Origin of the sequence: Peptacetobacter sp. AB845 (assembly GCF_047528295.1) — a bacterium.
In the GTDB taxonomy this organism is placed as follows: domain Bacteria; phylum Bacillota; class Clostridia; order Peptostreptococcales; family Peptostreptococcaceae; genus Peptacetobacter.
On sequence record NZ_CP180001.1, the window covers coordinates 1,061,948 to 1,083,189 of the forward strand.

At 29.6% G+C, this 21,242-nt stretch carries 17 protein-coding genes and 1 other RNA gene; 13 read left to right on the plus strand and 5 right to left on the minus strand.

Annotated elements, in window-relative coordinates; translation table 11 throughout:
- The first annotated feature begins 125 nt into the window (after positions 1–125).
- The 4 genes from ACK2WO_RS05030 to ACK2WO_RS05045 all read left to right on the plus strand — a co-directional run bounded on the left by ACK2WO_RS05030 (position 126) and on the right by ACK2WO_RS05045 (position 1,678).
- On the plus strand, positions 126–335 hold the full coding sequence (locus ACK2WO_RS05030) for a hypothetical protein (RefSeq protein WP_178411708.1): 210 nt from the start codon (positions 126–128) through the stop codon (positions 333–335).
- A gap of 44 nt (positions 336–379) precedes the next feature.
- A complete protein-coding gene (locus tag ACK2WO_RS05035) occupies positions 380–802 on the plus strand; it encodes a hypothetical protein (protein ID WP_414698594.1) in 423 nt (140 codons plus the stop codon).
- Between the two features lie 97 nt (positions 803–899).
- Positions 900–1,232, plus strand: coding sequence for a metal-sensing transcriptional repressor (locus ACK2WO_RS05040; protein ID WP_178411706.1), 333 nt, complete (start codon positions 900–902; stop codon positions 1,230–1,232).
- A gap of 8 nt (positions 1,233–1,240) precedes the next feature.
- Complete coding sequence (locus ACK2WO_RS05045; RefSeq protein WP_178411705.1) at positions 1,241–1,678, plus strand: SoxR reducing system RseC family protein; 438 nt, start codon at positions 1,241–1,243, stop codon at positions 1,676–1,678.
- 121 nt (positions 1,679–1,799) lie between these two features.
- Here ACK2WO_RS05045 and ACK2WO_RS05050 read toward each other — a convergent pair whose 3' ends face one another.
- The 3 genes from ACK2WO_RS05050 to srtB all read right to left on the minus strand — a co-directional run bounded on the left by ACK2WO_RS05050 (position 1,800) and on the right by srtB (position 4,163).
- Positions 1,800–2,453 carry a threonine/serine exporter family protein gene (locus tag ACK2WO_RS05050; RefSeq protein WP_178411704.1) on the minus strand — a complete coding sequence of 218 codons (654 nt, stop codon included), beginning with the start codon at positions 2,451–2,453 and terminating at the stop codon, positions 1,800–1,802.
- Positions 2,453–3,271, minus strand: a complete 819-nt coding sequence (locus ACK2WO_RS05055) for a threonine/serine exporter family protein (RefSeq protein ID WP_414698595.1) — start codon at positions 3,269–3,271, stop codon at positions 2,453–2,455. The genes ACK2WO_RS05050 and ACK2WO_RS05055 overlap by 1 nt, the downstream gene beginning before the upstream one ends.
- Positions 3,272–3,416: 145 nt before the next feature.
- Positions 3,417–4,163, minus strand: coding sequence for a class B sortase (gene srtB / locus ACK2WO_RS05060; RefSeq protein WP_414698596.1), 747 nt, complete (start codon positions 4,161–4,163; stop codon positions 3,417–3,419).
- A gap of 1,017 nt (positions 4,164–5,180) precedes the next feature.
- Here srtB and ACK2WO_RS05065 point away from each other — a divergent pair.
- The 7 genes from ACK2WO_RS05065 to ACK2WO_RS05095 all read left to right on the plus strand — a co-directional run bounded on the left by ACK2WO_RS05065 (position 5,181) and on the right by ACK2WO_RS05095 (position 17,353).
- The gene (locus ACK2WO_RS05065; RefSeq protein ID WP_414698597.1) at positions 5,181–6,332 is read left to right on the plus strand and encodes an RNA-guided endonuclease InsQ/TnpB family protein; all 1,152 of its coding nucleotides are present in this window, start codon (positions 5,181–5,183) and stop codon (positions 6,330–6,332) included.
- 104 nt (positions 6,333–6,436) lie between these two features.
- An RNA gene (gene rnpB, locus ACK2WO_RS05070) (RNase P RNA component class A) lies at positions 6,437–6,739 on the plus strand.
- A gap of 339 nt (positions 6,740–7,078) precedes the next feature.
- Entirely contained in the window at positions 7,079–9,676 is a 2,598-nt protein-coding gene (locus tag ACK2WO_RS05075) for an SPOR domain-containing protein (RefSeq protein ID WP_414698598.1), read from the plus strand.
- Positions 9,677–9,822: 146 nt separating this feature from the next.
- Complete coding sequence (locus ACK2WO_RS05080) at positions 9,823–11,820, plus strand: hypothetical protein (RefSeq protein WP_414698599.1); 1,998 nt, start codon at positions 9,823–9,825, stop codon at positions 11,818–11,820.
- Complete coding sequence (locus tag ACK2WO_RS05085; RefSeq protein ID WP_178411480.1) at positions 11,813–12,127, plus strand: hypothetical protein; 315 nt, start codon at positions 11,813–11,815, stop codon at positions 12,125–12,127. The genes ACK2WO_RS05080 and ACK2WO_RS05085 overlap by 8 nt, the downstream gene beginning before the upstream one ends.
- 699 nt (positions 12,128–12,826) lie before the next feature.
- On the plus strand, positions 12,827–16,042 hold the full coding sequence (locus ACK2WO_RS05090; protein ID WP_414698600.1) for a cell wall-binding repeat-containing protein: 3,216 nt from the start codon (positions 12,827–12,829) through the stop codon (positions 16,040–16,042).
- 420 nt (positions 16,043–16,462) lie between these two features.
- Complete coding sequence (locus tag ACK2WO_RS05095) at positions 16,463–17,353, plus strand: Abi family protein (RefSeq protein ID WP_414698601.1); 891 nt, start codon at positions 16,463–16,465, stop codon at positions 17,351–17,353.
- Between the two features lie 310 nt (positions 17,354–17,663).
- Here ACK2WO_RS05095 and ACK2WO_RS05100 read toward each other — a convergent pair whose 3' ends face one another.
- Both ACK2WO_RS05100 and ACK2WO_RS05105 read right to left on the minus strand, forming a co-directional pair.
- Complete coding sequence (locus ACK2WO_RS05100) at positions 17,664–18,740, minus strand: pyridoxal phosphate-dependent aminotransferase (RefSeq protein ID WP_414698602.1); 1,077 nt, start codon at positions 18,738–18,740, stop codon at positions 17,664–17,666.
- A 58-nt stretch (positions 18,741–18,798) separates the two neighbouring features.
- Entirely contained in the window at positions 18,799–19,056 is a 258-nt protein-coding gene (locus tag ACK2WO_RS05105) for a hypothetical protein (RefSeq protein WP_178411671.1), read from the minus strand.
- 373 nt (positions 19,057–19,429) lie between these two features.
- On the opposite strand from ACK2WO_RS05105, the gene ACK2WO_RS05110 reads away from it, so the two are divergent.
- Together ACK2WO_RS05110 and hpt are read left to right on the plus strand one after the other, a co-directional pair.
- Entirely contained in the window at positions 19,430–19,996 is a 567-nt protein-coding gene (locus ACK2WO_RS05110; protein ID WP_414698603.1) for a hydrolase, read from the plus strand.
- Positions 19,997–20,638: 642 nt separating this feature from the next.
- A complete protein-coding gene (gene hpt / locus ACK2WO_RS05115; RefSeq protein ID WP_414698604.1) occupies positions 20,639–21,169 on the plus strand; it encodes a hypoxanthine phosphoribosyltransferase in 531 nt (176 codons plus the stop codon).
- Positions 21,170–21,242: the final 73 nt, after the last annotated feature.

Consider the following 21,242-nt stretch of genomic DNA (forward strand, 5'->3'; position numbering starts at 1 on the left):
ATAAAATAATTGACACCATATTAGTAAAGTGATATGGTGTTTTTTAATGTATTGAAAGATGTTTAATCTTGTAATACAATATAATTTGTGGAATTAAAAGCTTTTATAAAAAGGAGAGAAGTAAAATGAAGTGTCATCGTTGCGGACATCCAATGAAATTTGGAGAAGAAAAATGCAGAAAATGTGGTGCAAAAGTAAAGAAAACAGAAGAATATTTAAGAATGGAAGAAGAAAGAGCTAAGAATGCCAAAAAAGATCAGATAGCTTTAGTAGTTTCAACACTTATTTTACTATTTGTACTTGGATTTGGTTTATATGTACTATTTTTCAAATAAAATGGAATTATAAAAATGTAAATTGTGAGGAGAATTAGTTAGAAATGGCAAAAAAAATAATAATGAAAGAAGCTGGACAGTGTTCAAAATGTGGTAGAAACATAAAGAACGTAAATAGAAAACTTGATGTTCCAACACCAAATGGGTTTAAATTAAACTGCTGTTCAAAACAGTGTCATGATGATATGACAGAATATTATAAAGGATTTAGAAAACAGAAAATAGCTTTATATGCTGAGGTTGCATTCGGGTTAGCTGGGATAATAGCAATGCTTTTACAGAATAATGCATTAGCTCAGATATTTATAATGATAGACTCTATACTATTCTTAGCATTCCCTTATGCTACATTTAATCCTAAATCAAGAACTTGTTATGATGAAACAAAAAGACAGAGTAGAAGTATAGCATTATCATTATTATTATTCATAGCAGTATGGTATTATTTCTTTGTGTTTAAAAAATAACTTATACCTTGCTTTGAAAAAAATACGAATTACTGTGCTATAATATAAATGTCGACAGAAACGTATTTAAAATAGGGAAAGTGTGAGGAATTTCTTTATGGAACAGAAAAAATGTGCTTGTTGTGGAGGCGGAGATAGTCAGGATAGAAAGCTTTCACCGAGAAATAATAAAGAAGATCTTATAAAAAGATTGAAAAGAATAGAGGGACAGGTAAAAGGAATCCAAAAGATGATTGATGATGAAAGGTATTGTATAGATATACTAGTCCAGATTTCTGCTGTAAAAGCAGCTATCGACAAAGTAGGAAAGATAATACTTGAAAATCATATAAAGGGTTGTGTTACCGAAAGTATAAAAAATGAGAGCCAAGATGAGTCAGATCAGCTTATCGAGGAACTAATGAAAAATATTTATAAATTCATGAAATAGGAGGCAAAATGAATCAGGACGGATATATAGTAGAAATAGTAGATGAAGAAACTGCTATAATGAGAATGATGAGAATGTCTGCGTGTGCAAAATGCGGTAAATGTATGAATGCATCTTCTGAGTCTGAAGAGATACTAGTTGAAGTGGACAATACTATAGGTGCCAAAGTTGGCGACCACGTTATGGTAAGTATGGAACATATAAATGTCATGAAAGCGACATTTTTAGTATATGTAATACCTATGGTTCTTCTAATAGTTGGTATAGTAGGTTCATACTATGCACTTAATGCTATAGGATTTGCTGGCCCTACAGAAGTTGTGGCTGCGATTATAGGTATTGCACTTATGGGACTTTCTTATATCTACTTAAAAATAAACGATAAAAAGTTTAAAGAAAGTAGAGAATACGTTCCTGTTGTCACAAAAATATTATTCGATTTATAATATAAAAAAGACTGTTGTATTATTTTACAACAGTCTTTTTGTATTAAAAAATATGTTTTATATTTAAAAATCAGAAATACATTTTTGTATTTGCATATATTTTTGTATTAAAAAATACGTTTTAATTTTTATCTTGAGATTCTTCTTCATTATCGTGTAAATTTAATTCAAATTCAGCAGTATGTTCAGTAACCAGTCCGCTGAAGTCTTTTTCATTGACTTTGATATTTTTACCTAATTTTCTTTTACTAGGTTTCTTTTTAGCATTAGGATCATATTCTATATTAAATTCACGTTTTTTTAGAATAGGTCTAAAGTTTGCAAGTAAGTCCCCTTTGAATCTGTATATGTTGATAGTTCTGACTAAGGCAGCTACAACAAGTACTCCAAGAGCTATTGAACAACTAAGAAGTATTGCACTAGCTCCTTTTGTAGCAGCTAATAAATAATCTTCTTGTATGATTGCAAGCATAGTATTGTAAAGCCCTATCCCTGGAATTAGAGGTAAAATACCCGGAATAACAAATAAAATAGCAGGTTGGTACATTTTTCTAGCTAAGACTTCACTCATAGCAGATACTGAAGCAGCTGCTAAAAATCCTGAAAGCGACATATTATTTGTAACTTCCATAATAACTAAATAAACAACCCAACCAATACCACCAACTACAGCAGGTGGCAATAATAGTTTAAGAGGTACGTTGAAGAAAACTGCAAATCCTGCTGTTGCAACTGTAGCAAACATAAAATGAGCAAATAAAGACATATCTCCCATTATAAAACACCTCCTGATTTAAACCATAAATCAAGTACAACCCCAACTCCTGAGGCTATAGAAAGTAGTATCATAAATGCCTCAAATACCCTAGAGATACCTGAGATTAAATTTCCTGATATAAGGTCTCTTATAGATTTTATAACTGCAACCCCTGGAAGAAGCGGCATTATCGAACCAACTATAAGCATTGTAGGTGTGTTTATTATTCCAAACTCTGTAAATGCAACTCCTAGTAACGTTATCACGAATGATGCAACAACGCAGGAAAAAGCTGATATAGAGCTTATTTTCATTATTTGGTCGTATATAATATCTCCTATGATAGCGACTATAAAAGTAAATATAAAGTTTAAAAGCTGGTTTCCACCAAGTAAGCATGCAAAACAAGCAGATGCAAGTCCTGTACATGAGTAGAAGAACCAAAGTGGATAAGGTTTTACCTTATCTATTTCATATAATTCAGCAATAGATTTATCTATGTCTGGATTTTTTACTGAACAAAATTCTCTTGAGAAGTTATTAAGCTTTGAAATTTTGTTTAGATTGATACATCTTTTGTCGATTGTTTTCATAAAGCAGAAACCATCGAATTTTTCGTCTGAAATTATTACAACTGTAGGAGTTGTAAAGACATTTGCATGATAAAAACCTTGAGACCTACAGATTCTAAGAACACTGTCTTCAACTCTTGAAGTTTCGGCACCATTTTTTATCATAAGCTCCCCGACGAAGAGAGCTATTTTTAGAATATTCTTCTTATATTCTTTCTCTTCTGCCTCAGTGGCAAATCTTGAATCTGTTATAGAAGTATCCATAAATAATCCCCCCCTTATAATATGTGATTTGAAAATTACTTTATAATATAAATTAAAAATACTTATAAATTTATGATTTTATAATACAAACTTAAAATATCTATATTATTAATGATTATAATAATTAATAAAATTACTTATATGATTAATTAATAGGTATTTTTTTTATTAATTTTGCCTCAAGCACCGTTCTGGCATCGTCAAACTCATAGCTACAAGTAGAAAGAGTTAGTATTTTATCTTTGTACTTTGGTGCAGCATCTTTATTCCAAAATGTAGAATTAGCTTTGACTGTGTTTATATACTCGTTAAAATCATTTTCGCCATTAAAATCTACTTTTACATAATTAAAAGATGGCTCAGCTACAAAAATTGAAAATGGTTTATAGATATACTCGTAATTACCTCTGTATATACGTATTACAGAATCTTTTTCCCAAAAGTCTTTTTCTTTAAATAGCTCTAAATTATTGAACATTGTTTTGTTTTTCATATTGTGCCCATAAATTACAGTACTTTCATCTTCTTCAAAATTATTTCTGTAATCCATAAATAACGTTCCAGATCTTGAATCCTGTCCTAAAAAATCTCGGTAAAGGTAGTAGTCGTTATTTCCATAAGATACAACAGGGTAGTTGATATTTGTATTTTCGACAAATAGCCAAAGTCTATAGTCTGGATTTATATTTTTTAAATCGGATTCCATAAATCCTTCCTCAGCTTCTGGACTGTAGTTTTCTTGAATTTCTGTGTATGTATCTTCGGCCTTTTTATAGTCTAAAAGTGTTGTGGCGATTTTGTATCCGCTAAATGCCATAACTGCTACTAGAATTACCGAAATAAAATTTCTTAAATGTTTGTTCATGTCTATGTGAAATTTACAAATGAGCATATTGTAAAAAAGTTCAGCTCATAAGTAAATAATTAAGCCCTTTCTAAAAGTTTTATCTATATATCATTATAACGGCAATTTGGAATATTAACTATATAAAAATAGAATAAATTTATAGAAGTATGATATAAAAATAGAATAAATTTATACATCAAATGAAATAATAAAAAAGAAATAATATGGTGTATAAAAATCGAACGGGAAAGCATGAATTAATAATAAAATATAAATGAGGAATAAATTATGAATGAAGTATAAAGAAAAATGGATAATATAAGGATAAGTAAAAGAATAAATTGAAATTTACTTGTTTGGCCAATAAATTTTTGACATAGTGTTTTTTATGTGGTAAAATAGCATAGTTAATTTAATAGTGAGTAAGCCAGATAATCGCGGGCAGAGAAATCTGCGTGAGGAAAGTCGGAGCTCCACAGAGCAGGGTGCTAGGTAACGCCTAGTGAGAGTGATCTTAAGGTAACAAAGCAATTAAACTAAAAAATAGTTAAAAATTGCAGCCTCGTACAAGAAGAAATTCTTGTAGGACACAACTTTAAAACCAGTAATTCCTAAAGCTCAACGACTACAATAGAAGATAAAATCATAAACTTCTATGAATGTGAAGAAATTCAGAAAAAACAGTTGAGATGATATATGGTGAGAGCCTAAGTATCGTTACAATGGATGTTTGGTCGCCAAATCTAGAAATAGAAAGGTCAAACGACTATCCTGGGAAGGAGTACACTACAAGCTATTGGTAGTGGAAATGGGTTGCCCTAAACAGATAATGCTGTAGGTGAAGAAATAGTCTACGCTCGTATTCGAAAGATCGAGGCCATTAGCGTGAGCAAAATGGCATCATACAAGTAGCGTTGTATGGTAAATAATAAAATCTATAAAAACTAAATAAATTATTTATAAAAAATTATAAAATTTTTTAAGAAACTTGTATAAAAAGAATAATTGTCGTCCATGATAATAATAGAAAGATAGAAATATTATCAGAAAGGCGGTGATTATATGGAAAAAGGATTTAAAGTTCAGATATTTCCAAGTGAAAAACAAAAGGAATTAATGTTTAAAAGTTTTGGATGTGCTAGATTTGCATATAATTGGGCGTTGAATAAACAAAATGAAAACTATGAAAAAGGTGGCAAATTCATTTCAGATAGAGAATTAAGAAAAGAGTTTACACAACTTAAGAAAAAAGAAGAATTTAAGTGGCTCAATGAAGTAAATAATAATGTTACAAAACAAGCTATAAAAGATTTATGTAGAGCATATAAAAATTTTTTTAATAAAAAAGCTAAACATCCTAGATTTAAGAGTAGAAAAAAATCTAAAATGAGTTTCTATAATGATACATATCAGATAAAGTTTGATGATTATAAAGTTAGACTGGAAACAATAGGTTGGATGGATATAGCGGAAAATATAATTCCTAGAGATTGTAAATATCAAGAACCAAGAATATCATTTGATGGAATTCGATTTTGGTTAGGGATTAATTGTGTACTGAAAGATGAAGAAAATAATCTTCCCAAAACGGAAGCAATTGGAATTGATATGGGAATAAAAACATTAATGACTTGTTCTAACGGTATGAATTTTAAAAAAGTTAATACCAAAAGAGAAATGAAGAAATTAAAAAGACTTCAAAAGAAAGCAAGTAGACATTACGAAATGATGAAAAACAAATCATTTGATATTTATAAAAACTACGAAAATAAAGATTATAGATATGTAAATAAATCGAAAAATTTACTAAAGCTTGAAACTTTAATCCGTAAACAGTATCAAAAAATAGCTAATATAAGACTTAATAATATTCATCAAGCTACTACAAAAATTATAAAACTAAATCCAGAAGCTATAGTAGTAGAGGACTTAGATGTAAAAGGAATGATGAAAAATAAATACTTGTCAGAAAAGATAGCAGACTGTTCTTTTTATGAGATTTATAGGCAATTAAAATATAAATGTAAAAAGAGAGGAATACAGTTTATAACTGCTGATAAATTTTATCCGTCATCAAAAATTTGTAGTAACTGCGGAAATAAGAAGAAAAGTCTGAGTATTTCAGAGAGAACTTATAGATGTGAATACTGTGGGAATATTATTGATAGAGATTTTAATGCAAGTTTGAATTTGAAAAATTTAGCTTACAACTAGAAATGTAAACTAAATATGTACCGATACGTTAGTCGGGAATTTAAGCCTTTGGAGAAGCAATCAAACTAGAGTAGATACTTTAAAAGTAACAAAATAGGTTTCGATGAATTAGGAAATATAATTTGTATTTTTTTATAAATAATTTATGAGAATATAGATTTTATGTAACGGACAGTGCAACAGAAATAAACCGCCAGCAATGGTAAGGATGGAACGGCGAGGTAAGAGCTCACCAGCGGCTAGGTGACTAGTCGGCTATGTAAACCCCACCTGGAGCAAGACCAAAATAGGATTAAAGAGTATTGCTCGTACTCTCCGGTTGGTAGGTCGCTTGAGCTTATTGGTGACAATAAGCCTAGAAAGATGATTATCTAATACAGAACTCCGCTTATAGACTTGCTCACTATCGTGAATGATAGAGGTTGCTACAGAATTTGTAGCAGCCTTTTTTTATTTGAATTAATGTAAGTTTGAAAAACTACTGATAAATTTATTAGAAATAAATAAGTATTAAAAAAAACTCAATAAAATATAATATTAAATATAAATATTAATAAATTTGTATAAAGAAAGCAAAGTTACATTATTTAAAATAAATAAAAAAAATGGTATGATTATAAGTGGAATATTAACTTATAAATGATATAATATAGAAGTACAGTTGACACAATCAATTGATACTTAAATCGTATAATACACATAAGTTTGATATTATAGAGAAATTTGTTGGGCAAGGAGTGAATAGTTTGAATAGCATAATAAAAAGCACTGTTTTAAATGTTACACAGAGATTTTTAAAACAGGAAAGTAAAACAAATAGGAAACTAGACAGTATACTAAATAAAAAATTTGAAAAAGTTGAGTTAAATGAAGTTAAATATATAGAATTATTAAAATATAACGTACTATTTTATAAAACTTTATCTAGAAATACAGAGCCGATTATATCAAAATGGATACTTGAAAAATACATCCCAGATATAGATGAGCTAGAAAGTGATATAGAGCTTATAAATGCTAAATGTAGAAAATACATAAACATAGCTAAAAGAGACGGTATACAGAATTTAAAAGAAGCCGACCTTCAGAGCTTTAATTACTACGACAAAATGGAAAATTCTGAAAAAATAAAAAGACTTCAGAAAGACTACAAGGTTTTAAATATATATATGGAAGTTTTAACTATGACTCTTAGAGAACTTAGTTTAAGAAAAGAGGACAGTGTTGGAATATTCCAGATGAATCCTGCCGATGCTAGAATGGAATTAAAGAGAGAGATTATCGTTATCGTTAATAGAATTTTAGCAGGTGGATCTAAAAAAGAAGAATCAGTTGAAGAAAATAACTCTGTAGAAGAAGAGCCAAAGAAGGATTTAATAGATTCTGAATTTTTAAGAAGAGTAAAACTTATATCTAATGCAGAGCTTAATGACTGTGTAGAAGAAGAGTTTAAAAGAATATTAACTTTAGAAAATTTAGAAGCCGAAGAAGCTTATGGATTTGGTGGAAGAGTTATATATGAATTTGCAGCAGCTACAGTTTTATTAGAGTTTGTAAAAAGCAGAACTTTAATAGAAGGAGCTATGAGACTTACTGTAGCAGGTGAATTTGGTGAAGAAAACTTTGGAGAATTTATAAATGCTGTTATAAAAGATAGAAAATTAGTAGAAATGGATACTTGGAAGGAAGCTTGCAAGTACTTTAGAGATAATAAATCTTGTGTAGAAGCTACTACTCCTGCAACTATAAAAAGAACTTTACCTGCTGATATAGATATGGACGAATACGCATATATGCTTGAAAATGCGGACAAATCAGAGCCATTCAGAAATAAATTATCAAGAAGAATAGACCCTTCTCTAGTTATACCAGCGGTTAGAATAAAAGAAGTAGAACCAGAAGATGTAGAAATAGTTGAAGAAACTACAGAAGAAATAGATGATGTAGCAGTTGAAGAAGTTGTAAGTGAAGATGTTATAGATGGAGATGTTGCATCTAATAATGAAGTGGTTGAAATGCCTTCAAATGACGGTGATGACCACGAAATACACACTAATCCAGCAAGAAGAAGAGAAGCTATAAAAAATATAGAAAGACAGGAATTAGAAGCTGAAAGAGCAGAAAGATTAAGACAGGAAGAAGCAGAAAAATTAAACGATCCTGTTGAAAGAGCTAAAAAAGCAGTTGACGAGCTTAAAAAAGAAATATCAGAAGTAGATTCTGATGATGTTGAAGCAGAAGAAATAGAAGAAGTTGTTGTAGAAGAAGCTCCTGTATCTGAAGCTAATGAAGAAGAGGATGATTTACAGGAAATATCTAGAATAGCTGGAATAAATGAATCTAAGGAAGAAGAAATTGAAGAAGAGGAAGAAGAACCTAAGAAAAGAGGTATATTCTCATTCTTTGGAAGAAAAAAAGACGAAGAAGATGATTATGAGGACGAAGATGAAGAATACGAAGAGGATGAGTACTATTCTGAAGAAGAAGCAGTAGAAGAAGATACTCAGGAATCAGCTAAAGAAGAGCCTCGTAAAGAAACACCTAATAAAGAAACAAAAGAATCTAATAGAGGAGCTAAAGTAGTTGAAGAAGAAGCATACGATGATGAAGAAGAAATCGAATATGTAGATGATGACTACGAAGGCGACGATGTAGAAATAGAGGAAGAAGTAGTAATAGTTAAGGATGAAGCATATAAAAAATCTAGAAAAAAACTAGACCTTATAATAGCTGTTTTAATAGTTGCTATAGCAGCTGGAGGATATTTCTTAACTATAAACAGAAAAAGACAGCGGGAAGCTGAAAAACAGCAGCAGATAAAACAGGAACAGCAGTTAGAGCAGCAGAAAAAAGAAGAAGAACGGAGAAAGAAAGCCGAAGCTGAAAAAATAGCTGCAGAAGAAGCTAAGAGAGCTGCAGAAATAGAAAAAGCTAAACAGGGTGGAGAATACTACAGAGTGTATGCAGGATCATTAAAAGATAAAGGACATGCAGAAAGTTTAGTTGCCAACCTTAACAAAAAGAACCTAAAAGGTGAAATAATAAAAATAGGAAACTACTATAAAGTATTTGTAGGTGGAGATACAGGAGTTTATTCAGAAGCTAAAAAACAGTTATCTTCACTAAAAGCTAAAGGTTTTGATGGATATATAGAAAAATACGATAGATACTGTGATTTAAAAATAGAAGACTTTAGATTAAAAGCTAAAACTATGGACAAAGCACAGGTAGAAGAAGCTTACAACACATTAAAAGAAGAGTTAAAATCAAGAAGAAACTTCAAAGATTATGACAAAATAATGGCTCAGACTTATGAAGAAATAATGGCTGAAAAAGCACAGTAAGCTGAAAAATTACAGTAAATTTCTAAAATAAGCAGAGCAAGCTTCTAAAAATTGAATAAAATGGTTAATAGTATTGCTGTCTGATTTTCAGGCAGCAATAATTTTAAAATAGTAATTTTAAATTTTTTAGGTTGGAGTTGATACCGATGTTAAAACTAGGTGAGAAAATAATATATGAATTATCTAATGGGTTTAGTCTAGAGGGAATCAATAGATATTCATCTGAAGGGAAAAAGTTATTTATAACAAATTTAGGAAATATAATAATCGGAAATGAAGGTGATGTACTAGCAGATAAAGGTACAAAATACATCTACAGTTATTCAGATTATAAAATAAAATTATCTGCATCTTTAGAAAAAGACGATATAGTAATATACGATGAAAATGTTCCATTTAGCGTAGGAACAGGAAGAAATTCTAAGGAGATGCCAGGAAATTTAAAAATAAGAATGAGCATAAAAGACTTTTCTCTAATATGCAAAAATCAGAGAGATTTTATATTTGAAATAAATGACGATAAATGTTTCTTTGTATTAGATGATGATAAAGTTTTTATGGGGGGAATAAATAAAGACCATGAAAAATTTGTATTCATCGGAGGAAAGAATAGATTTGAGATATATTACGACGATATAGAAAGATTCCTTATAGAAGGAAGTCAGATTTCATTTAAAGGGTATTTCCATATAGAAAGGGAGTCTATAATAGCTAGAAGTGTGCAGATTTTTGCCAATAATATCAATAGAATCCTTCCAAGAGGGTTTGAAGATATGGTTGCAGGAAACAGAAAAATAGGAAATCTTCCAGCAGATAGCGATATAGTATTTAGTAGAATTTCTGGAAATATTGGAGGATTTGACTACAATAATTCAAATATGCTATTAGTTAAATACACTGACAATCTAATACTTATAAACAAGAAAACTAAGAAAAAGATTGTAGCAGCAAAATTTGATGAATGCAGAAAAATAGCTGTTGGAAGAGAAAATATAATATACGACGGAAAAAATATATTTAGATTATACCTAAGCGATAAAAATAAAAAAATAATGGATATTGACTCAATACCAGACGTTGAAAGAAACGATATAGGATTTACTAAGTCTGGAAATCCGCTATTTGTAAGAGCTGAGGATGGAATAGTTAGATTTATGAAATCTGAAGAAAAGGAAATAATGTCTATAGCGGATAAGGATATAGTTGGAATAATCACAATAAAAGAGAGCGACGAGGAAAAAATACATAAAGACTTTTCTGCTACAGATATAAGATTTAAAAATGAGTATGTAAGAGTATATCTAAAGACTAGAATGGTTGAAAAGCTGCTTAGAGATGTATTTTTAAGCTCTAAGAAAAAGATGTTAGAAGAAGCTGAAAATAAAGAAGTATATCAGAACTGGGCAAAATCTATGAATGATATGATTATGTACAACTTCTTTGCAGATCTTTACAATATGAGAAAATTGGTTAGAGAAACTCTTGGACAGGAAAATATAACTGATGAGGTTAGAATAAATTTAGTAAATAGACTTTATGATGAGGTTCAGGTTCAAAAAGAAAATATAGATACTTTAAGTGTGTATATGCCTGATGTTATAGAAAAAAGTGGAGAAAAATTATTTGAAAGAGAAGGAATAAGACCAGATAGAAACGTATACAGAATGTTTGGAGAGGTGTTTGCAGATACAGCGTATATGTTAAAGGACGGGCTTAACGATATTGAAATAATTTTAGGTAATTTAGAGTTTGTGCTATCTCCTCTTGATAGAAGAAGACATGTCTACAGAATGCTTAAAGAAAATGAAAGCGATAAATTAAATTTATTTATGGAAAAAATTCTTAAAAAGCTTAACCATATTATAGACAATATGTACCCATATTACATAAGAGAGATGAATGAAAAGCTATACTATGTATTTGCTAAATTAGGGCAGGAATACGATAAGCTTAAATCTGAAGATGTTAAGGAAATTTTATTTGATGAGATTACAGAAATGTATGCCTTTGGGCAGCTTATGTACTCTGAGGAAGATGAGACAAGAAGAAAAGATATAATAAATCAGATTTATAAAACTGCTGATAAGGGAATAAGCGGTATAGATTCAAATAAATTCTTTATCGGAGGTGGTAGATATGAGTAAAAATATTTGGAAAGGCAATTATAGATTTTTAGAGCTTGGTAGTGGGGAAGAGCTTTCACACTATCATGAAATTGATTTGGATAAGAAGATGATGGAAAATCCTCTTTTTGAGGAAGGAGATATTTCTGATTATACAGATGATAGAGAGTCGAGTATTTTCAATGATTTTGCATCAGGTATCGAAATAAACGATATAGACGATGATGCGGATGTGGATACTCAGTATCTTGAGTTTGAGACTGACTTAGATGACTTTGATGAAGAATTGGATATGGATATAGAAGAGTTATTAAATGATTTACAGTAAAAATAGAGAGGGTTGGTGAAGTATCGACTCGCTTTAGAAAAGATGTTATAGCCAAAAACACTCCAGGCTTCAGCGACACGCTTATTTATGTAACACATTTAAATGTTGCGTGTCGCTTGCAGATTGTCGTAGTTTTTGGCTATGTCCATCTTTTTTAGCGAGAGTTGGGTATTCACCAACCCTCTATTTTTTTGTAAAATCATTTATCAACTTTGAGAGAGTGTGTGATTAGAATAAAGTCTTTTGATAATTTTTGTTATAGAGGGAAGATGAGTTTTTAAAGTTTTTAAATTATAAAAAGTATTAGATGAATTTGTTTTAAAAATAAATCTGTTTGAAGTTTTTTTGGAAATATTTGTGAAAATAATTAAATTTATTTGTAATTTAGTTAAATATTTATGATTGAGAAAAGTTGAAATTTATATATTATTTGCTATAATATAGGCATTAATATTAGTTTGCATTAGAGGGAGTGTTGACAGTATGCTATTTGTTTGGGAAAATCATTACAGACAGACAGACAGACAGACAGACAGACAGACAGACAGACAGACAGACAGACAGACAGACAGACATTAGAGTGCCTGTATTTTTTAATGCAAAAAAATATAAAATCGATTATAAGCACAGAGAGATTATATTCTAAAGGAATATAGTTTTTTCTGTGCTTTTTTTGTTAAAAAATGGGAGGGAAAAGATATGAAGTTAAAAGAAAATTTGAGAAAGGTGATAGCAGTTTTAATTTCAGCAAATATGATATTTTCTCAATCTAGTATTATATTTGCAGAAGAGAATGGTGATGAGAGTCAGCATTCTAGAGTAGTTGATAATGAATTATCTAAAAAAGAATCTTGGGCTGGATGTACAGAGTGTTCTGAAGAAAAGCCACATATTATACGTACAAAAGAAGATTTAGATAAAATTAGAACGCATAAAGGAGAAAATAAAAATATTGTAACAGGTTACTTTAAATTAGCTAATGATATTGTATTTTCTGAAACAGACTTTGCTAAGGATGGAGCTTTCTATAATGATGGATATGGATGGATTGCTATTGGAAAAGATAGTGGAACAGAAATAGAAAATAGAGATAAATACTTTGTAGGAAGTTTTGATGGAAATAACTATTCAATAGAGAATTTAATTACTAGAAATCAAGCCTCACTAGTAGGTCTATTTGGAAATAATGGTTCATCAAGTGATAGAACTGCTATTATAAAAAACTTAACTATAAAAAATTCTGTATATAATAAAGAACATGATAAAACAAAACAAAATGGGCGTCCAATGGGAACTGTAGCAGCTAATAATTTTGCTACTATTTCTAATGTCACAGTTGATAATTCAGAACTATATGCAGTAAAGGGTGTAGTTGGAGGAATATGCGGTGGACTTGAAGGAGGAAAAGTAGAAAATTGTAATGTATTAAATACAAATGCTTACGGTATATATATTAATCCAAATCAAAATAATGATGGAGATAAAAATGGATTAATAGCTGGATATGTAAATAATGATGCAATTATTTCAAAATGTACAGTTAAAGATAGTAGTATAGAAGGAAGTAGCCGTGGTACAGGTGGTATAGTTGGTATGCAATATGGAAGTAAAATTTTAAATTGTATAGTTGATAATTGTAGAGTAAAAGGAACAATCAATGTAGGTGGAGTAAGTGGCGGAAATTATACTGCAAAATGGATAAGTAGTATAAAAGGATGCAAGGTGTTAAATAGTAATATAAAAGGAATATATGAAGCCGGAGGCATAAAAGGAAGTGTAAGTGGTGAAGGACAGAATGAAAGTACAACTATAGAAGATTCTGTTATAAACAATAGTACTCTTTCAATTTATGGCAATAGTAATATAAAAAAAAGTAGTGTATCAGGAGTTTGGGTTGGACAAGATTATACGGATGCTAAGTCCACAATAAATAGATGTCTTGTAAATAATGTAACTGTTGATTTAAGTGAAGCAGAAAATACTACAAATATAGCAGGAATAATTAACTTCCATAAGAAAGGGAACTGTGATATATCTGATACGTTTGTAAATATGAATATTACAGGAGTAAATGATGAAAATATTAAAGTTGCAGGAATTGCAAATGAAAAAGCTAATATAACATTAGGGAAAAATATAGGATATGTAAATAATAGCACTAATAGTATAAAAGACTTTGGTGATCTAGATAATTCTAAATATTCTATATCAACAAAGCAAGAAATTAAAAAAGAAATAGGTTCAAATAATAATGAAATAGAAGTCAAAGAAATTTTTAATACAGAAAACTTATTTAAAGGAGATAATATATTATATGAATCAAGTAATGAAGATGTATTAAAAGTAGATGGTGATAAAGTTCTTATCAAGAAAAATGGTAAGGCAAGTATTTTACTTAATGTAATAATAAATGGAGAAAAATTTGAATTAGCAAAACAAGATTTCAATATAACCATTCCAGAAAGTTCAGAAGTTGTGGTTAATGGAAATCAACCATATAATACTATTGAAGATGCTATAAAAGATTTAAAAGACAATGATAAAATAGAGTTAAATAAAGATGTAACAATAGAAGAAACAATTGAAATAAATAAAAATAATGTGTTATTAGATTTTAAAAATCATAGACTATCAACTGGAAAAGATAAAAAGTTATCAAGTTTGTTAGATGTTAAGTCAAAAGGTATAGTTATAAAAAATGCTAAATTTGATACTTCTAATAAAAATGAGTTAGATGCTATAAGAGTTGTTGGTGACAAAATAAATCATCCAAGTATAGTAGTAGAAAATATTGAAGTAAATAATGCAGGAAATAATAAAGGTTCTGCAATATATGTAGAAAATGCTTCTGTAGAGATAAGAGGAGATGCTAGTGTAACAGGAAATACTTCTAACCAGACAGTTGTAGAAATACAAGGTAAGGATTCTTTAGTAGTACTTGATAAAGATTCTACTATAAATAAGGACAAAACTCCTGAAATAGGTAATAATCATTCAGATGATGTAATAATGGGCAATAAAACAGACTCAAATGATTTTAATAATGAAAATATTACCTCTGGAGGAGGAAGTGTTCCATCAGTACCATCTAAACCTTCAAAACCAGTATACACTCACAAAGAAGTAATAGGAGCAAACAGATACGAAACAGCAGCAAAAGTTGCAGACGAACTAGGTTCATACGACAACGTAGTACTTGTAAATGCAACATCTACAATGTCTGACGGTCTAGCAGCTTCAGGTCTTGCAGGAAAAGAAAACGGAGCAATACTATTAACTAAAAAAGACTCTATCCCTAAAGCAACAATGGATAGAATCAAAAAAGTTAAAAAAGTATACATAATAGGTGGAGAAAACGCAATAAGCCAGAAAGTTGCAAATCAGATAACAGCTGCAAACATAAAAGTTGAAAGAATCGGTGGAAAAAATAGAGTTGAAACATCAGAATTAGTAGCTGAAAAACTAGGCAACTACTCAAATGCATTCATAGTTAATGGATTCAAAGGTGAAGCAGATGCTATGTCAGCTTCAGCAATAGCAGCTAGATACGAAGCTCCTATACTATTAACTAATGGAAAAACTTCAACTCATGCTAAAAAATCTGGCGTTGAATACTATGTTGTTGGTGGAACTTCTGTAGTTAATAAATCAATAGCAGATAAATACAACGCAGAAAGATTAGCAGGAAAAGATAGATATGCAACAAATAGAGAAGTTATAGATGAATTCTACTCAGGATCAGATAAATTATACCTAGCAAATGGAGAAACTTTAGTTGATGCATTAACAGCTTCAACAATAGCTAAAAACCATGGTATAGTTTTAGTAAATAAAAAATCTGACAACAGTGTATTAAAAGATAAAAATACTGTTCAGATAGGTGGAATGAACTTTGAAATAGACTTCGATAAATAGAAACTAAAAAATTAAATAATAAACAAATCCCTCATCTAGAAATAGGTGGGGGGATTTTTATTTCATACAATGTAAAAAACAAAAGAAAGATAAAATTATGATATAATTTTCATATAAAGAATTAAAGGACGTGAATAATTATGATAAATGAAAAAGAAATGGATTTTGTTGTATATTGTGTGGAGAATTTAGCTAATTATATAAATGATTAAGCCATTGTTATACGTGATGTGGCATTTTTAAGAATTATATTTAACGTTAATAAAATATATACAAATAGCAAGAAAAGTATTGAAAAAAGTAAAGTAATAATATATAATTATAAACAACAGAGTTGCCCAAAGTCGTACGTTGACCATTGGGGACCAGGTCGGGCTTTTATGTCCGGCCTTTTTTATTTTATATAAGGAGTTGGAAATAATGGTTTTGAAGAAACCTTTAACATTTGAAGAACAAGTTCTTAAACTTGAAGAACATGGAATGAATATATCTGATAGAGAAATAGCAACCAATATTTTAAAAAGAATAAATTATTACAAATTAACGGGATATGCATTACAATTTAGAATGGAAGAAGATACATTTTTTTATAAACCAGAAACAGACTTTATGAATGTATATAAAATTTATTGTTTTGATGAAAAGATGAGAGGGATTTTAAGGGACTATCTTGAAAAATTAGAACTATACTATCGTACACAAATATCTTATGGATTTTCAATATTGAAGTGTAATGAAGAACCGCATAATCAGCATTATGATAGCGATAGTTTTTATGATAAAAATAACTATACAAAAGTAATGGAAAATTTCAAAAGAGAGCAAAATTATTATAAAGATAGTAATATAGTGAAACACCATAAAGAAAAATATAACGATGAAATGCCATTATGGGTCGCTGTTGAGTTAATGTCATTTTCAACATTATCTAAATTATATGGATGTATGTATAATAAAGAGGCTGATTTAATAGCCACTAATGTAAATAGTACACAAAATATATTACGAAATAGATTAAAATGTTTTTCTATATTAAGAAATAAGTGTGCTCATGGATCTAGATTATACAATACGGTTTTAAATCCACCAATAAAATTAAGTCCATTCTTTCTTAGAAAATATTCAGATGTAATTAATGATACATTGTATGCCTATATAGTTGCTATTGTAAAATCATTACCCAACAAAGATGATAGAATAGAATTTGTATCAAGAATAAAAGATGTTATAGAAAATTATAAAAATGAAATAAATTTAAAATTAATAGGTTTTCCGGAAAACTATGATGAGATACTTCTAGAAAGTATTTGAAATTATTTTTAACTTTATAATAAACAAAATGTTGCTGTTACAGAACATTTAAAAACGTTTGTGCGATAGCATCAATTTTTTTATTCATCAGGGTGTTCTTTTTCTATTATAAGTTTTCCGTCCTCTAAAGTAAGGACAAGATCCTTATCTTCAGGTAGGATTAGATTATACGACAACGTAGTACTAGTAAACGCAGAAGTACTAGTAGGAAAGGACACAGTTCAGGTTGGTGGAATGAAATTTACAATAGACTTCGAAAAATAAAATATATAATAAAATGGATTGGTAAAACGCACCAATCCATTTTAAATTATCCAAATATTTTTTTTAATTCAGAAATCAATAAGATATTTTCCTCAGGTTTTAATATACAAACCCTAAAGAAATACTCATCCAATCCATCAAATGATGCACAATCCCTTATTATTATTCTTTCAGGAATTAGCTCATTTCTCAATTCTTCTGCTGTCATTCTTCTATCAACTATCTCACAAAGAACAAAGTTTCCATAAGTGTTATAAACTTTAACACCTGGAAGAAATCTCAGTTCACTTTCAAGATAATCTCTCTCCTTGCTCATATGCTCGATAGTTTCGTTTATGAAATCATCATCGACAAACATAATCTCACCCATTCTAGATGCGACAACGTTTATATTCCAAAGGTCAAGTCTTTTATTTATAGCTTCTTTAACCTTTTCATTTGAAATAAGTCCGTATCCAAGTCTGATACCAGGAGTAGAGAAGAACTTAGAAGTCCCTCTTATCACAAATAAATTGTCGAACTCGTCTACAAGTGGAGTAGAAGAGTATTTTGATGTATCTGTGAATTCAACATAAGTTTCGTCAATCATCACATAACATCCACAAGTAGATACTATTTCTCTTATTTGTTCCTTAGAAAATGCGAATCCTGTAGGGTTGCAAGGGTTACAAATTATAAGAAGTTCGTATCCACCTTCTTTGACAGTATTCGCTAAATCTATAGGATCTATTTCAAAGTTATTTTCTTTTTTAGAGTAGTATTTTTTTATTTCGCAGCCGATTTTGTTTAACTCTTTTTCATATTCAGAATATGCTGGAGACACAAGTACTGCTTTTTTAGGATTAACTGTGCCGATAAATGAAGAGATTAGCTCAGTTGCACCACTTCCAAGTACTATATTTTCGCTGTTGCATTTGCAATATGTTGATATAGATTTTTTTAATTCAACGTATTCTGGATCAGGATACATTGAAACCATGTCTATATTGTCTATTACATACTGTTTAGCCTTTTTTGAAGAGCCAAATGGATTTATATTTGAACTGAAATCCATGAAGTCCTCTTTTGAAAATCCGTATTTTGCGGAAAGTTCATATAAATTTGCACCGTGATTTACACTCATAATGATACCTCCCAAATGTTATTTATCGTATTTTTACCATATTCTTATCTTATTAATCTTATTCGTCGAAGTTTATGATAAATTCTTCATCACCACTGTTTATTTTAAGAACAGAAAGGTTGAAGTTGTCATCGAATATAGAAACGTTGTAAGTGAATACATCTCCGTTATCTTTTTTAGATAATAAAAGATATGTTCCGTTTTCTTTGTCCTCTATTTCATCGCATATATCGTTGTAAACCTCTTCACCAGTGAAAAGTCCAGTATATCCTGATGCTTTTATTTTTTCTTCTATTGCTCTGTATAATTCTTCCATTTTGTCACCTCTTTTGAAATTTATCTCGTAAATTTATTATAACATATAAGAGTGAGAATTAGATTAAAGTAAAATAACAGAAAAAATTTTATTATATTGTATTGATATAAAATAATATTTTAGATAATTAAAATTTACATAAAATAATAGTTTAGATGATTAAAGATAAAAACAATACTTTAAAAATTCAGAAAATATTGACTATATAGAAAAAAAGTAGTAAGATAAAACCTATAAAAAAGAATGAAAATAATAAATTTAAAAAGGAAATAAAAATTTATTAAAAAACAAAATTAAATTTAAAGCTAAATTAAACTTAAAACAAAATTAAGTTAAAAAACAAATTAAAAATCAAGTTGAGGGGGATAAAAAAATGATATTAGAATACGACAAAGCACTGGAAATACTTAAAAAATACAATCAGGATGATTTCCATATAAGACATGGGGAAGTTGTTTCTGGGGTGATGAGATATTTTGCTAAGGAATATGATCCTGAGAGAGAAGATTTTTGGGCAACTGTTGGACTACTTCATGATATAGATTTTGAGATGTATCCAGACGAACATTGTATTAAGGCAGAAGAACTTTTAAGAGAGAATGGATATGATGAAGAGTTTATCCATGCGGTTGTTTGCCACGCGTATGGAATATGTGAAGGGTTAGAAAAGAAACCAGAGCATATAATGGAAAAGATTTTATTTGCTACAGATGAGCTTACTGGACTTATAGGTGCGGTTGCGATAATGAGACCTTCTAAGAGTGTTATGGATTTAGAGTTGAAATCTGTTAAGAAGAAATTTAAAACTCCTAAGTTTGCAGCAGGATGTTCAAGAGATACAATCAAAAAAGGTGCAGAAGAACTAGGATGGGAATTGGATGAACTAATGCAGAGAACAATAGATGCAATGAGAAGTTTATCTGATAGAATGAAAATATAAGAGGTCAATATTATAAATGCTATCCGTTCCAGGCTTCGACGCTTTCTTTGTTTTATTCGAACTACGTTCGAACAACAAAGTTGAAAGCGTCTGTAGATTGTCACCGGATAGCATTTATTTCTATTGCCCTACTATATTTTCATCTCAGATTTTGAAAGAGTAGGTGTAGTCGCTGCAATTTAATTTGTGTTAGCACGCAAAATTTTTAGCTACTGAAAAATCAACTTCGATGAGTTATATACTACAACTTAGGATTCAAAACTTGATAGTTTTGTAAAAAAGAGGTATATTATAGATAAGAATTGCGGTGGATGTCTTCGGACTACACTTGGAGGAACCTGATGCGTCGGGTTCCTTTTGTATATTATATAAAAATCTGTGCTGTTGTATAAATATTTTACATTTTATGACAGCACTTTTTTATTGGATTGATTGATATGTTTAAACTATCTAAATAATTAATTGAAAAATTGTAACAGTTAACTTTTATATTTAAATATATAACAAAATGGAATTTTTATTTGAAAAAGCTTTGTTTTAGAGTATAATATATAATATCTAAAAATTATTTTTGATGAGAAATTCTTTTTTAAAGGATATTAATAAATTCTAAATAACCCAGAGAACTGGTAGGAGGAAATTATGTACAAAGTAACTGGAAAGATGTTCACAGAAGAACAGATAAGAGAAAAGGTAGTAGAATTAGGTAAACAGATAGAAAATGACTACAAAGGTGAAGAAGTTTTAGTAGTTGGTATATTAAAAGGTGCAAATGTGTTCACTTGTGACCTTATAAGACAAATAGACTTAGATGTAAAAATCGACTTTATGAGTGTTTCAAGCTATGGAAGTGGAACTGAGTCTTCAGGTACAGTTAGAATATTAAAAGACTTAGATACAGATATAAAAGGAAGAAATGTTCTTATAGTTGAAGATATAATCGATTCAGGTAGAACTCTTAGCAACTTAGTTAAAGAGTTACAGATAAGAGAGCCAAAGAGCTTAAAATTATGTACTCTATTAGACAAACCAAGCAGAAGAGTTGTAGATGTTGATGTTGAATACGTTGGATTTGAAATAGAAGATAAATTCATAGTAGGATATGGAATAGACTACGCTGAAAAATATAGAAACCTTCCTTATATAGGAATAGTTGAAGATGTAGCAGAATAATTAGATATAATTAATATAAAAAGGCATGCTTTTTAAGTATGCCTTTAAATTTGTGGATGTATGAAAAATAAAT

Bases quoted from the DNA above. Each gene is read 5' to 3' on its own strand.
- ACK2WO_RS05030 (WP_178411708.1), top strand. From the start codon at position 126: ATGAAGTGTCATCGTTGCGGACATCCAATGAAATTTGGAGAAGAAAAA.
- ACK2WO_RS05035 (WP_414698594.1), top strand. From the start codon at position 380: ATGGCAAAAAAAATAATAATGAAAGAAGCTGGACAGTGTTCAAAATGT.
- ACK2WO_RS05040 (WP_178411706.1), top strand. From the start codon at position 900: ATGGAACAGAAAAAATGTGCTTGTTGTGGAGGCGGAGATAGTCAGGAT.
- ACK2WO_RS05045 (WP_178411705.1), top strand. From the start codon at position 1,241: ATGAATCAGGACGGATATATAGTAGAAATAGTAGATGAAGAAACTGCT.
- ACK2WO_RS05050 (WP_178411704.1), bottom strand. From the start codon at position 2,453: ATGGGAGATATGTCTTTATTTGCTCATTTTATGTTTGCTACAGTTGCA.
- ACK2WO_RS05055 (WP_414698595.1), bottom strand. From the start codon at position 3,271: ATGGATACTTCTATAACAGATTCAAGATTTGCCACTGAGGCAGAAGAG.
- srtB (WP_414698596.1), bottom strand. From the start codon at position 4,163: ATGCTCATTTGTAAATTTCACATAGACATGAACAAACATTTAAGAAAT.
- ACK2WO_RS05065 (WP_414698597.1), top strand. From the start codon at position 5,181: ATGGAAAAAGGATTTAAAGTTCAGATATTTCCAAGTGAAAAACAAAAG.
- ACK2WO_RS05080 (WP_414698599.1), top strand. From the start codon at position 9,823: ATGTTAAAACTAGGTGAGAAAATAATATATGAATTATCTAATGGGTTT.
- ACK2WO_RS05085 (WP_178411480.1), top strand. From the start codon at position 11,813: ATGAGTAAAAATATTTGGAAAGGCAATTATAGATTTTTAGAGCTTGGT.
- ACK2WO_RS05090 (WP_414698600.1), top strand. From the start codon at position 12,827: ATGAAGTTAAAAGAAAATTTGAGAAAGGTGATAGCAGTTTTAATTTCA.
- ACK2WO_RS05095 (WP_414698601.1), top strand. From the start codon at position 16,463: ATGGTTTTGAAGAAACCTTTAACATTTGAAGAACAAGTTCTTAAACTT.
- ACK2WO_RS05100 (WP_414698602.1), bottom strand. From the start codon at position 18,740: ATGAGTGTAAATCACGGTGCAAATTTATATGAACTTTCCGCAAAATAC.
- ACK2WO_RS05105 (WP_178411671.1), bottom strand. From the start codon at position 19,056: ATGGAAGAATTATACAGAGCAATAGAAGAAAAAATAAAAGCATCAGGA.
- ACK2WO_RS05110 (WP_414698603.1), top strand. From the start codon at position 19,430: ATGATATTAGAATACGACAAAGCACTGGAAATACTTAAAAAATACAAT.
- hpt (WP_414698604.1), top strand. From the start codon at position 20,639: ATGTACAAAGTAACTGGAAAGATGTTCACAGAAGAACAGATAAGAGAA.